Origin of the sequence: Mangrovicoccus algicola, assembly GCF_014903745.1 — a bacterium.
GTDB lineage: Bacteria > Pseudomonadota > Alphaproteobacteria > Rhodobacterales > Rhodobacteraceae > Mangrovicoccus > Mangrovicoccus algicola.
In genome coordinates this window covers 1-12,416 of record NZ_JACVXA010000094.1, presented here as the reverse complement: position 1 = coordinate 12,416, position 12,416 = coordinate 1, and the positions used below count along the sequence as shown (strand labels likewise).

General features: G+C 70.5%; 14 protein-coding genes and 1 pseudogene. 7 read left to right on the top strand and 8 right to left on the bottom strand.

Features of this window, described 5'->3' with window-relative positions:
* Nucleotides 1-237: pseudogene (locus tag ICN82_RS19790) on the bottom strand (hypothetical protein); the annotation flags it as partial.
* Between the two features lie 160 nt (nt 238-397).
* On the opposite strand from ICN82_RS19790, the gene ICN82_RS19785 reads away from it, so the two are divergent.
* Nucleotides 398-1,675 (top strand): caspase family protein, encoded by a 1,278-nt coding sequence (locus tag ICN82_RS19785; protein ID WP_193186616.1) that lies wholly within the window; start codon nt 398-400, stop codon nt 1,673-1,675.
* A gap of 7 nt (nt 1,676-1,682) precedes the next feature.
* Here ICN82_RS19785 and ICN82_RS19780 read toward each other — a convergent pair whose 3' ends face one another.
* On the bottom strand, nt 1,683-1,922 hold the full coding sequence (locus ICN82_RS19780) for an Lrp/AsnC ligand binding domain-containing protein (RefSeq protein WP_193186613.1): 240 nt from the start codon (nt 1,920-1,922) through the stop codon (nt 1,683-1,685).
* Between the two features lie 188 nt (nt 1,923-2,110).
* On the opposite strand from ICN82_RS19780, the gene ICN82_RS19775 reads away from it, so the two are divergent.
* From ICN82_RS19775 to ICN82_RS19755, 5 genes are all read left to right on the top strand, one after another.
* A complete protein-coding gene (locus tag ICN82_RS19775; protein WP_193186610.1) occupies nt 2,111-2,857 on the top strand; it encodes a 5-oxoprolinase subunit B family protein in 747 nt (248 codons plus the stop codon).
* On the top strand, nt 2,854-3,867 hold the full coding sequence (locus tag ICN82_RS19770; RefSeq protein ID WP_193186607.1) for a 5-oxoprolinase subunit C family protein: 1,014 nt from the start codon (nt 2,854-2,856) through the stop codon (nt 3,865-3,867). The genes ICN82_RS19775 and ICN82_RS19770 overlap by 4 nt, the downstream gene beginning before the upstream one ends.
* Before the next feature lie 19 nt (nt 3,868-3,886).
* Nucleotides 3,887-4,654 (top strand): LamB/YcsF family protein, encoded by a 768-nt coding sequence (locus ICN82_RS19765; RefSeq protein WP_193186604.1) that lies wholly within the window; start codon nt 3,887-3,889, stop codon nt 4,652-4,654.
* A 46-nt stretch (nt 4,655-4,700) separates the two neighbouring features.
* Nucleotides 4,701-5,114: a VOC family protein gene (locus ICN82_RS19760; RefSeq protein WP_193186602.1), complete on the top strand. Its 414-nt coding sequence runs from the start codon at nt 4,701-4,703 to the stop codon at nt 5,112-5,114.
* Between the two features lie 164 nt (nt 5,115-5,278).
* Complete coding sequence (locus ICN82_RS19755) at nt 5,279-7,141, top strand: PhoX family protein (protein WP_193186599.1); 1,863 nt, start codon at nt 5,279-5,281, stop codon at nt 7,139-7,141.
* Between the two features lie 57 nt (nt 7,142-7,198).
* Here the strand turns inward: ICN82_RS19755 and ICN82_RS19750 are convergent, their stop codons facing one another.
* The 4 genes from ICN82_RS19750 to ICN82_RS19735 all read right to left on the bottom strand — a co-directional run bounded on the left by ICN82_RS19750 (nt 7,199) and on the right by ICN82_RS19735 (nt 9,792).
* Nucleotides 7,199-7,618 carry a type II toxin-antitoxin system VapC family toxin gene (locus tag ICN82_RS19750; protein WP_193186595.1) on the bottom strand — a complete coding sequence of 140 codons (420 nt, stop codon included), beginning with the start codon at nt 7,616-7,618 and terminating at the stop codon, nt 7,199-7,201.
* Entirely contained in the window at nt 7,618-7,872 is a 255-nt protein-coding gene (locus ICN82_RS19745; protein WP_193186592.1) for a type II toxin-antitoxin system prevent-host-death family antitoxin, read from the bottom strand. The genes ICN82_RS19750 and ICN82_RS19745 overlap by 1 nt, the downstream gene beginning before the upstream one ends.
* Before the next feature lie 101 nt (nt 7,873-7,973).
* A complete protein-coding gene (locus ICN82_RS19740) occupies nt 7,974-9,149 on the bottom strand; it encodes a type III PLP-dependent enzyme (RefSeq protein WP_193186620.1) in 1,176 nt (391 codons plus the stop codon).
* A 184-nt stretch (nt 9,150-9,333) separates the two neighbouring features.
* Nucleotides 9,334-9,792, bottom strand: coding sequence for an Lrp/AsnC family transcriptional regulator (locus ICN82_RS19735; RefSeq protein ID WP_193186589.1), 459 nt, complete (start codon nt 9,790-9,792; stop codon nt 9,334-9,336).
* 187 nt (nt 9,793-9,979) lie between these two features.
* Here ICN82_RS19735 and ICN82_RS19730 point away from each other — a divergent pair, with 187 nt between their 5' ends.
* On the top strand, nt 9,980-11,200 hold the full coding sequence (locus tag ICN82_RS19730; protein ID WP_193186587.1) for an aminotransferase-like domain-containing protein: 1,221 nt from the start codon (nt 9,980-9,982) through the stop codon (nt 11,198-11,200).
* A gap of 4 nt (nt 11,201-11,204) precedes the next feature.
* Here ICN82_RS19730 and ICN82_RS19725 read toward each other — a convergent pair whose 3' ends face one another.
* Both ICN82_RS19725 and ICN82_RS19720 read right to left on the bottom strand, forming a co-directional pair.
* Nucleotides 11,205-12,026, bottom strand: a complete 822-nt coding sequence (locus tag ICN82_RS19725) for an IclR family transcriptional regulator (RefSeq protein WP_193186584.1) — start codon at nt 12,024-12,026, stop codon at nt 11,205-11,207.
* Nucleotides 12,027-12,197: 171 nt separating this feature from the next.
* The coding region (locus tag ICN82_RS19720; protein WP_226898628.1) for a hypothetical protein at nt 12,198-12,416 on the bottom strand (219 nt) is incomplete at its 5' end.

The following is a 12,416-nucleotide window of genomic DNA, read 5'->3' as shown; positions in this document are numbered from 1 at the left end:
TTCGGCCGTCGCCGCGACGGTGGAGGCCGCGGCCGCGCGCGGCTGCGTCCCCCCGGCCTCCGGCGGGGCCTGCGGCTGCACCAGCACGAGGCCCCGCGTCTTCTGCTTCTGGAAGATCGCCTCCAGTTCCGCGGCACTGAGGTCGCTGGCATCGGTGCCCTGTGCGGCGCCCTGCCCCGGCAGCAGCGCCGCCGCGAGGGCCAGCGCCATGATCGCGGCAATTGCATGACCCGGCATCTGTCTGTCCTCCCTTCGGGTGTTCCGCCCGGCTGCGGACGGTGTGGTGCGGCAAGGGCGGCGGCGGGGAGCCCGGCCCGTCCTTCACCGCGTCGCGCGGCGCCGTTGCCTTTGGCGCTGCTTGGGATAGAGTCATATCAGACAAACCGGATATGACACGATGCGTTTTCTCACAATGGCCGTTCTTCTTCTGCTGGCGCCCTGCGTCGCCGCTGCATCGGAGGCACGCATCGCGCTGGTCATCGGCAATGCCGGTTACGAGGCGGTGACGCCGCTGGACAATGCGGGCAACGACTCGCGGCTGGTGGCCGGGGCGCTGCGGGAGGCGGGGTTCGAGGTGACGCTGGTGCAGGATGCCGGGCGCGCGGCGCTGACCGCCGCCGTCGCCGCCTTCGGACGCGACCTGCGGTCGCGCGGGCCGGAGACGGTGGGCCTGTTCTACTATGCCGGGCACGGGATCCAGAGCTTCGGCGCCAACTACCTGCTGCCGGTGGATGCCCGGCTGAGCGACGCGGCGGATCTGGACCTGGTCGCGGTCGATGCCGCCTCGGTGCTGCGGCAGATGGGCTCGGCGGGCAACCGCACCAATATCGTGATCCTCGATGCCTGCCGGAACAACCCTTTCGAGGCGATCCGCGATCTCGATGACAGCGGCCTCGCGGAGATGAAGGCGCCCACCGGCACGTTCCTGGCCTATGCCACCGCGCCCGGCGCCGTGGCGCTGGACGGAACCGGCGCCAACAGCCCCTTCTCGGCCGCGCTGGCCGAGGCGATGGCGCAGCAGGGCCAGCCGATCGAACAGGCGTTCAAAGCCGTGCGCCGCCGCGTGCTGGAGGAAACCGCCGGGCGGCAGACCCCCTGGGACACCTCTTCGCTGACCGGTGATTTCATGTTTCGCCCGCCGCCGCCGCTCTCGGCGGAGATGCTGGCCGGGCAGCGCCTGTGGACGGCGGTGCGCGCAAGCCGCGATCCGGTGCAGGTGATGCTGTTCCTGCGCTCCTACCCGGACAGTCCCGAGGCGGCGGAGGCCCGCGACCTGCTGGCCGCGCTGGTGGCCGAGGAACTGGACACGACCGTCCCCGCCCCGCCCGACCTGTCCGCAAAGGCCGGTCCCGCGGCCGCAGACGCCCCCGCCGCGGAAGCTGCGCCGGTCTTCTTCGACAGGCCGATGACCGAGGGCGCCCCCGAGATCGTCGGGCGCACCATCATGGAGGTCACGCGGCTTCACCCGCTCTTTCCCCCGATCGAGGGTCTGCCCGAGGCGGTGTGGAAGACCCAGACCTGTTCGGGCTGCCATGCCTGGACGCGCGAGGCGCTGTGCACCCAGGCGCAGGTCTACCTGGCCGAGGGCGCCACCCGCGCCGTCGCCAAGGACCACCCGATGGGCGGGTCGTTCAAGCGCAACCTGCGCAGTTGGGCGGCGGGCGGGTGCCGCTGAGCCGGGGCTACCAGGGCCGGAAGGTGACGATCGTGTGGGTCCGCTCGATCCCGTCGATCCCCAGGATCTGATCGTTGACGAACTTGCCGATATCGGCGCCCTCGGGCGGATACAGCTTCATCAGCAGGTCGTATTCGCCGCTTGTGGAATACAGCTCGGAATGGATTTCCCGCAGCGCGATGGCATCGGCCACCTTGTAGGTCGTGCCGGGCCGGCAGCGGATCTGGATGAAAAGCGCCTGGGTCATGTATCCTGTCCTTCCCTCTGGCCGCGCCGGAGCTGCCCGGCGGGCCTTGCCGATCCCTAGCGCAGCCCTGCCGCGCCCTCCAGCCTCTTTCGCCTGCCGCCTCCGGCCGGGACGGGCGCGCGGGCCGGGCGCGGCCAAGCGGCGCGGGCCGTTCCCGCCGCCCCGGGCCTCTGCTAAGAGACCATCCCATGACCCGCAACACCGCCCTGACCCCCGAGGCGCTGCCATCCGGCGCCGACGGGATGATCCTGCGCTTCGCCCTGCGCCCCGGGCCGGAGGCGATGGCGGCCGCCGCGCGGCTGGCGCAGCGGCTGGAGGCCGCCCCGCCTGCGGGCATGGTGGAGATCTGCCCGGCGCTGGTCTCGGTCTTCCTGCGCTTCGATCCTGCGCGCAGCACCCGCCGGGCCCTGGCGGAGGCCGTCCTGGCCGAGGCGCGCGCATTGCTGCGCGATCCGCCCGCCCCGCCCGAACCGCTGCGCCGCTGGCACCTGCCGGTCTGTTTCGGCGGCAGCCACGGGCCGCAGCTGGGCGAGGCCGCGCGCCTGGCCGGGCTGTCCGAGACCGCGGCGGTGGCACAGCTCTGCGCGGCCGATCTGCGGGTGCTGGCCATCGGCTTCGCGCCCGGCCAGCCCTATCTGGGGCTGCTGCCCGAGGCATGGGGATTCCCCCGGATGTCCGAGCTGAACCCCTCGGTGCCGCAGGGCGCGGTGACGGTGGCGGTGCGGCAGCTGGTGATCTTCGCCGCCCAAAGCGCGACCGGCTGGCGCAGCATCGGACGCACCGCGATGCGGCCCTTCCAGCCCGGCCGCGAGACCCCGGTTCCGCTCCGCGCGGGCGACGCGATCCGGCTGAGCCCGGTGGCCCCCGGAGAGTTCGACGCGCTGGCGGAGGCCGCCGACGGCATGGGCGGCGCACGGCCGGAGACCCTGCGATGAGCGCGCTGGAGATCCTGCGCGCCGACGGGGTGATGAGCGTGCAGGATGGCGGGCGGCCCGGCAAGCTGGCGCTCGGCCTCTCGCGCGGCGGGGCGATGGACCTGCTGGCGCTGTGCGAGGCGGCGGCGCTGCTGGGGCGCGAGGACGTCCCCGCGGGGATCGAGATGGCGGGCGCGGGCGGGCGGTTCGCCGTCACGGCGCCGATGCGGATCGCGCTGACCGGGGCGCCGATGGCGGCGACGCTCGACGGCGCGCGGCTGCGCTGGGACGCGGCGCATCCGGTCGCGGCCGGGCAGGTGCTGCAGCTCGGGGCGATGGCGGAGGGGCTCTATTCCTATCTCGTGCCCGCGGGCGGGATCGCGACGGATCCCTGGCTGGGCTCGCGCGCGGCGCATCTGGCGATCGGCATCGGCGCGCGGCTTTCGGCGGGCGAGGCCCTGCGCTGCGGTGCCGATCCCGACCCAGCCGCCCCGGCCCGCGCGATCCGCGTCGCGCCGCGTTTCGCGGGCGGCACCGCGCGGGTGATCGACGGGCCGCAGACGGGGCTCTTCGACGCGGAGGTGCTTGACGCCTTCTTCGCCGCGACCTTCATCCGCGCGCCGCGCGGCAACCGCCAGGGCGTGGCCCTGGACGCGCCGCGCCGCTTCGCCTCGGATCATGCGGCGGGGCTGGCCTCGGATGTCATCCAGCCGGGCGACCTGCAGATGACCGGGGACGGGCTGCCCTATGTGCTGATGGCCGAATGCCAGACCATGGGCGGCTATCCCCGGATCGGCACGGTGATCCCCGAGGACCTGCCGATGGTGGCGCAGGCCGCACCCGGCGCGCGGCTGCGCTTCCGCCGGATCGGGACGGAGGAGGCCGACCGCGCCTGGAGCACCCCCGCCGACTGGCGGCGGCGAGCGGCGGCGACGCTGGGGCCGCTCCTGCGCGATCCGGCGGACATTCCCGACCTTCTGTCCTATACCCTGATCAGCGGCGTCACGGCCGGTGACGAGCTTGACGACTGATCCCGCGAAGGAGACCGCCATGACCCGCAGCCTCGACCTGAATTGCGACATGGGCGAAAGCCTCGGCGCCTGGACCATGGGCGAGGATGCCGCCATGCTGGACCTCGTCAGTTCCGCCAATATCGCCTGCGGCTTCCATGCGGGCGATCCGCCGGTGATGCGCCGCACCATCCGCATGGCCCGCGACAAGGGCGTGCGCGTCGGCGCGCATCCCGGCTTCGCCGATCTCTACGGCTTCGGGCGGCGGCGCATCTCGGGCGAGCGGCCTCAGGATCTGGAGGCGCAGCTGATCTACCAGATCGTCGCCATGCAGGGGATGTGCGCGGTCGAGGGCCATGCCATGACCCATGTGAAATTCCACGGCGCGCTGTCGAACATGGCCTGCGAGGATGCCGATCTGGCGGCGCTCTGCGCGGGCGCGATCCGCGCGGTCGATCCGTCACTGGTCTTCGTCACCATGCCCTATTCGGAACTGGCCGTCGCGGCGCAGAAGGCGGGGCTGGCCCAGGCCTGCGAGATCTTCGCCGATCGCAGCTATGGCCCCGATGGCCGGCTGACGCCGCGCAGCCGTCCCGGCGCGGTGATCCATGACCCCGCCGCCTCGGCGCGGCAGGTGCTGGAGATGGTCGTGGAGGGCCGCATCCCCTGCACCGATGGCAGCACCCTGCCGGTTGCGGCCGACACGCTCTGCGTGCATGGCGACACGCCCGGCGCGGTGGAGATCGCCCGCACCCTGCGCGCCGCGCTGGAGGCCGAGGGCGTCGCCATCGCCCCTTTCGGCGCCTGACCCCGCCACGACACGATCTGGCCACGAAACGATCTGGGAGGATCCCGTGAAATCGCTGTTCCATCTTGCGCTGCATGTCACCGACCTGGAGGAGACCCGCCGGTTCTACGGCGATGTGCTGGGCTGTGCCGAGGGCCGCTCCGCCGAGACCTGGGTCGATTTCGACTTCTTCGGCCATCAGCTGAGCTTCCATCTGGGCACGCCCTTCGCCACCACCCGCAGCGGCCGCGTGGGCGACCACATGGTGATGATGCCGCATATGGGCGCGGTGCTGCCCTTGGCGGACTGGCTGGATCTGGCCGCGCGGCTGGAGGCGAAAGGCATCGCCTTCGACATCCCGCCGGTGGTCCGCTTCGAGGGGGAGCCCGGCGAACAGCGCACCATGTTCTTCTTCGACCCCTCGGGCAATCCGATCGAGATCAAGGGCTTCGCCGATTTCGACGGGCTCTTCGCGCGCTGATCGCACCTGCCGCGACGTCATCCGCGCGGGCGCGGAAAAATCCGATACCGGGGCGGGTTCCGTCACACGGCTGACATGGAACGGATAATATAACATCGCGCATCCCAAGCCGGGATGCGCGTCGCGTCCCGGTCCCCGCCACCTTGACAGCCAGGGACCACAGAATGACCTCCTCCTCCCATACCGACCTCAGCTGGGACGAATTCGACGAGCTGCGCGATCCGCGCCCGGCCGAGAACGAATTCGACCGTGTCGTGGAACGCGCGATCTCGCGCCGCGGCTTCCTTGGCTCCGTTCTGGCCTTCGGCTCGGGCGCGGCCGTCTTCGGCTCGGGCCTGCTGTCCACCACGACCGCCGCGCGCGCGCAGGCGGCGGGCTTCGCCTTCACGCCCATCGGCATCTTCACCGACCACGACATCCACGTCCCCGAGGGCTACCAGTGGAAGCCGCTGGTGCGCTGGGGCGATGCGCTGTTTTCCGAGGCCGAGGGCGCCTATTCGCCCGAGACCGGCGTGCCGGTCGCCATGTCCGACAAGGTCTTCGGCGAGAATACCGACGGCATGGAGACCTTCGAGCATGACGGGCATGTCCTGCTGACGATCAACTCGGAATACGTGAACCCCAAGATCAACCTGCCCGCCGCCTCCGAGGGCAAGCCGCAGACCGCCGACGAGGTCATGCTGCTGAAGAACATGCAGGGCGTCACCGTTCTGGAGATCGCGCCGCAGGACGGGACCTGGGGCGTCGTCGTCGACAGCGCCTATAACCGCCGCATCACCCATGAGACCCAGATGACCATGGACGGCCCCGCCGCCGGGTCGGATCTGGTGAAGACCAATGCCGATCCCGAGGGCATGTCGCCCAAGGGCACGATGAACAATTGCGGCTCGGGCCGGACCCTCTGGGGCACGTATCTGACCTGCGAGGAAAACTTCAACGGCTATTTCGGCATGGTCACCGAGCGCGAGCAGACCCCGGCCGAGAAACGCTACGGCATCGGCGGCGAGTCGAACTATCTCTACGAGAAATTCGACCCGCGCTATGACATCTCGGCCGAGCCGAACGAACCCCACCGCCATGGCTGGGTGACCGAGATCGACCCTGCCGATCCCGAAAGCACCCCGGTCAAGCACACCGCCCTCGGCCGGTTCAAGCACGAGAACGCGGAAATGGTGCAGGCGGCCGACGGCCGGATCGTCGTCTACATGGGCGATGACGAACGCGGCGAGTTCATCTATCGCTATGTCTCCAACGGCACCTGGGCCGAGGGCGAGCCGACGGACGGGCTGCTGTCGGACGGCACGCTCTATGTGGCGAAGTTCAACGACGACCAGTCGGGCGAATGGCTGGCCCTGACCCCCGAGACCACCGGCATGTCGGCGGAGGAGATCCTGGTCTTCTCGCGCATGGCAGGCTCCGAGGTCGGCGCCACCACGATGGACCGTCCCGAATGGATCGCGGCCAACCCGCTGCGCGCCGAGGTCTATTGCGCGCTGACCAACAATTCCAAGCGCGGCGGCGATGCGATGCCGGTCAACGCGGCCAACCCGCGCGAGACCAACGAATACGGCCAGATCGTGCGCTGGCAGCCCGAGGGCGGCGATCACGGCGCCGACAGCTTCGCCTGGGATCTCTATGTCATGGCCGGCAACCCGGCGGTGCATTCGGATGCCTATGCCGGGTCGCAGAACGTGACCGAGGGCAACATGTTCAATTCGCCCGACGGCATGGCCTTCAGCTCCGACGGGATGCTGTGGATCCAGACCGATGGCGACGACAGCAACGAAGGCGACTTCGCGGGCCAGGGCAACAACCAGATGCTGGTCGGCAACCCCGAAACCGGCGAGATCGCCCGTTTCCTGACCGCGCCCAACGGCGCCGAGGTGACCGGCCTGACCTGGTCGCCGGACCGCAAGGTGGCCTTTGTCGGCATCCAGCATCCCGGCGGCTCCTGGCCCGACGGCGCAGGCAAGCCGCGTTCCGCCGTGATCCAGGTCTGGCGCGAGGATGGCGCGACGATCGGCTGATCCCGCCGCGCGGGAACCGGAATGCGAAGGGCGTCCCGGCGGGCGCCCTTTTCGCGTTCAGCCCTGCCAGGGATCGAGAAGCGGCACGCCGGTCGCGGCGAAATCGGCGATGTTGCGGGTGACGACCCGCAGCCCGTGGACCAGCGCGGTCGCGGCGATCAGCGCGTCGCGCTCGGATTTCGGATCGGGCACGTGCAGGCCCGCGCAGCGCAGCGCGACGGCGGCATCGACGGCAAGGCAGCGCGGGGCGAATTCCGGCAGGACGCGATCCTGCATCCACCGCCGCAGCGCCGCGCCCTGCGCCGGATCGCGCCGCTCCACCCGCAGGATGCCGATCTCCAGCTCCATCAGGCTCAGCGCCGAGACATGGCATTCCGCGGCCGGGACGGCGCCGACCCAGGCGGCGACATTGGCATCGGCGCGCCCGTCGCCGAGCTTGCGCAGCTCCGACAGGACATTCGTGTCGAGAAGATACATCAGCCCAGATCGGCGGGTCGGCTGGTCAGCGCGGATTTCGGCGGCTCCAGCGCGATCTCCGACAGGCCGGGCATGGCAAGCGCCGCGCCGAGGCTGCGCGCGCCGCCGGTCAGGCGGGTGTATTCGGCAATGCTCATCAGAACATGCGCCGGGCGGCCGCGATCGGTGATGATGACGGGGCCATCCTCGGCGGCGCGCTTGGCGCGGCCCAGATCCTGGTTCAGCTCGCGGCTGGTCAGCGTGGTTGTGGTCACGGTCGGTCCCTCCGGAAATGTAGCAACGTTACTACATATGGGCGGCGGAGGCAAGGCGGCAAGCCCGGGCCGGTTCCTGTCGGATCCGGCCCGGTCAGGCGTCAGATGACGATGACGGCCAGCGGCGGGAAGCCGTTGAAGCCCACCGAGGAATAGCTGGACGTGTAGGCGCCGCAATTGCGGATCATCACCTTGTCGCCGCAGGCCAGGCCCAGCGGCAGCTGGACGGGACGCTTTTCATACAGCACGTCGGCGCTGTCGCAGGAGGGGCCCGCCAGGATGCAGGGGCCGGTATCCTGCCCGTCCTTCGCGGTGGCCAGCTGGTACCGGATCGCCTCGCCCTCGGTCTCGGCCAGGCCCGAGAAGCGGCCGATATCGAGATAGACCCAGCGATGGATGTCATCCTCGGACTTGCGCGACACCAGGAGGACCTCGGCGGCGATGGCGCCGCAATCGGCGACCAGTCCGCGGCCCGGCTCCGCCATCACCTGCGGCACGTCGCCGAAACGGTCATGGATCAGCTCCATCACCTTGGCGGCATATTCGGTCTTGCCGTCGACTTCTTCGCCGTAGAAGGCCGGGAAGCCGCCGCCGATATTCAGCAGGCTCAGCGCGAAGCCCGCCTCGCGCGCGGCCGCCCAGGCCCCGGCGACATTGTCCAGGACGCCGGTCCACATGGTCGCGCGGCGGGTCTGCGACCCGACATGGAAGCTCAGCCCGCGCGGCTCCAGCCCCAGCTCCTCAGCCAGGCCCAGCAGGCCCACGACCTTGGAGGGGGCGCAGCCGAACTTGCGGCTCAGCGGCCAGTCGGCCTCGCAATTCTCGACGAGGATGCGGATATAGACCGCGGCGCCGGGCGCGTTGGCGGCGATCTTGTGCAGCTCCTCCTCGCTGTCGGCGGCAAACAGCGTCAGCCCCGCGGCATGGGCGAAGGCGATATCGGCCGGACGCTTCACCGTGTTGCCGAAGGAGACGGTCTCGGGACGTGCGCCCAGCGACAGGCACAGTTCGATCTCGCCGCGCGAGGCGGCATCGAAATGCGAGCCCAGCCCGACCAGCGTGGCGATGATCTCGGGCGCCGGGTTGGCCTTCACGGCATAGTGGATATCGGCATGGCCCAGCCCTGCTTTCAGCGCCGCGTAATTGCCCGCCACGATCCCGCGATCGATGACCAGCGTGGGACGGTCGAAGGTGGTGGCGGCGATATAGGCCTCCAGCCGGGAGGCGGACAGGTCGATTGCGCCGACGAGGTCGGGAGTTGCAGCGGTCATGGTCATCTCCATCGGGATTATCCGGCAGGCCGGAGGATCGGGGGGAGACGTTTCCGTCGCTGCATCGCTTGCCGGGTGGTACCCTCTGGGCCAGAGGCGCGTGCGTTGGCGTCTGTTTCGCGCATATGCATAGAACCGGGATTCGTCGCAAGACGCTTTTTTCACCGCACCCCGAAAATTTTCCGCGCCCTCAGACGGGTATCTCGGTGGAGGCCTTGATCTGCTGCATCGGGATCTCGGTCTTGACGCTCTGCACCCCCGGCAGGCGGGTCAGGTGATGCGCCTGGAAGTGCCGGTAGCTGGCGATATCGGCAACCACCACCCGCAGCAGGAAGTCGCAATCCCCGGCCATCAGGTGGCATTCGACCACTTCGGGCATCTTGCGCACCGCCGCGGCGAAGGCATCGACGCTGCGCCCGTCCTGTCCGGTCAGCCAGATGCGGGTGAAGATCGTCATGCCCAGCCCCAGCGCCGCGGGGTTGAGGATGGCGACATAGCGGTCGATCGCGCCCCCCTCCTCCAGCCGCCGGACGCGGCGCAGATAGGGGGTCTGGGACAGGCCGATCTCGGCGGCGATCTCGGTGCTGGTGCGCTTGCTGTTGCGCTGCAGCGCGCGCAGGATCCGGCGGTCGGTTTCGTCAAGCTGCATCGCGTTGCTCCGGCTAGGCATGGTGTGCTGCGCCACAGTTTCCCGTAGTCGTGGCGCAACGCAATCGCCAAACGCCGGAACGCGCCGGATTTTGGCGTCCTTTTCTCTTTGACCGCCGGTAGAACCTCCTCCTGCGGGGCCGCCATCCCGGGCGCGCCCGGCATCCGCAAACAGAAAGACAGAACCGATGACCCCAAGGACCGATTTCGCCGCCTGGCTTCAGGGCACCAACGACATGACGAGCCGTTTCGTCGGCGCGGCGGGCATCGCGGGTCTGGTCAATGTCGCGGGCGGTCTGCCCGATCCGTCGCTGTTCCCCTCCGAGCGGCTGGCCGATATCGCCGCCGGGGCGATCCGCGGCACGCCGGAGGTCGCGCTCGGCTACGGCCCCACGCCGGGCCTGCCCGAGCTGCGCGCCGAGATCGCGGCCCGGTTCCGCGCCCGCGGTGCGGCGGTGACGGCCGAGAACGTGATGATCACCGCCAGCGGCTCGCAGGCGCTGGACCTGATCGGCAAGGTGCTGATCGAGCCGGGGCGGGTGATCGGCTGCGATTTCCCCACCTATGCCGGGGCGCTGGACGCGTTCCGCCCGCGCGCGCCGCGCTACCGCCATCTCGACCTGGCCGATCATGCCGGGCTGCCCGCGGCGCTGCTGCGCACCGACCTGGCCTATCTGGTGCCGAATTTCTCCAACCCGACCGGCAAGCTGGTCGACCTGGAGACTCGCCGCGCGCTGGTCGCCGCGGCGGAGGAGACCGGCACCTGGCTGATCGAGGACGACCCCTACGGCGCGCTCTACTATGACGGGCCCGCCCTGCCCGGCCTGCTGGAACTGTCCTGCGACGGCGGGGACGGTCCCTATCGCGGGCCGGTGATCCACCTGGGCAGCCTGTCGAAACAGCTGGTTCCGGGGCTGCGCGTGGGCTGGGTCATCGCCGCGCCCGAGGTGATCGCGCAGCTCAGCTCGGCCAAGCAGGCGACCGACCTGTGTTCCAACACGCTGGCGCAGATGATGACGCTGGCGGCGCTGCGCGAGGGGCTGGTCGAGGAGGTGCATCCGCGGGCCATCGCGCTTTATCGCGAGCGGCGCAGCGCGCTGGCGGCGGCGATGGCGCGCCACATCTCCGCCTGGTTCGACTGGGAGGTGCCGGTCGGCGGCATGTTCATCTGGGCGCGGGCGAAGGACCGGCGGCTGGATGTCGAACAGGTGGTCGAGGCCGGGCTGGCCGAGGGGGTCCTGGTCGGGCCGGGCAGCGCCTTCGACCCGATGGGCCTGGCGGGTCCCGCCCTGCGGCTGAACTTCACCGCCAATGACGCCGAGGGTCTGGATCGCGCGATGGCGCGGCTGGCCCGGGCGATGCAGGCCGTCAGCCCGGCCGCCGCCCCGGCGGGGCTGGCCGCGGGCTGACCGCTCAGCCCTGGCGCGGCTCCGTCGCGGGGTCGCGTCCCAGGATCTGGTCCATGTCCGCGCCCAGCCGCCGCGAGATGTCGCGGCACATCTCCACCAGCGCGTCGCGGCAGTATTCGGGCGGAAAGATCGAGGTGCCCGACAGGCGCTGGATGAAGGGGATCGTCACCGAGGCGACCGGCTGCCCGGTGAAATCGAAGATCGGCACCGCCAGGTTCTGCACCCCGGCGATGGTCTGCGAGGGGCTGACGCAATAGCCCTGGCGGCGCACGGCGGGCAGGTCGGCCTCGAACCCCGCGCGCTTGGGCGCGTCGCGTCCGGCCGCATCGATCAGCGCCGCCAGCCCCGGCCGGTCCAGCCAGGCCGCCAGCACCCGCCCCGAGGCGGTTTCGTAGATCGAGACATGCGCGCCCAGCCGCACCGAGGTCAGGTTGTTGTCGGGACAATCCACCTGCGCGATCACCAGCATCTCGCCGCGATGCAGGATGCCCAGATGCATCGACTGGTTCAGCCGGTCGGCCAGGCGCTGCATCGGGTCGCCCGCATAGGCGGCCAGCCGCTTCACCGGCGGGTGGCGATGGGCCATGACGAACATCTTGGTGGTCAGGTGATAGCGGTCATTGTCGATCTCGACATAGCCGCGCTCGCGCAGCACCATCAGCATGCGGAAGATCTCCGACGAGGTCCGCCCCAGCGTCTTGGCGATCTCCGCCTGGGTCAGCCCGTCCGCGACGGTCGACAGGAGTTCCAGGATATCCAGGCCCTTGGACAGGGCCGGGGCCCGGTATTTCGCAGCTTCGCTGGTCTCGTCGCCGATTTCCGTCATCTCGTCACTCCGCACATTCCGGGCCACCCCCCGGGCAGATAGGCATGGGCGCCGGGAAAGTCAGGCCCCGGCGGGATTTTCGGTCCCTGCTGCGCCGCGGCGGATCGCCCTGCCGCCGGGCCTGCCTGGAATCGCGGCAGGTCGCAGCGATCCGGCGATGCGCGGCGGGTGTCACGCGGGCTGCGCCGCCGGGCCGAGATGCGCGGCGAGGATGGCGAAATCCTCCGCCATCGCCGCCTGCGCATCGGGATCGGGCGGCAGGGTCCAGGGGGCGGGCGCCATGCGCTCCAGCATCCCGGGCAGGGCCGCCGCCCCGCCTGCCGCCGCCGCCGCCGCCCTGGCCGCCGCGCCCAGAAGCACCGCATCGATCGCCCCCGCCCGCGCGACGGG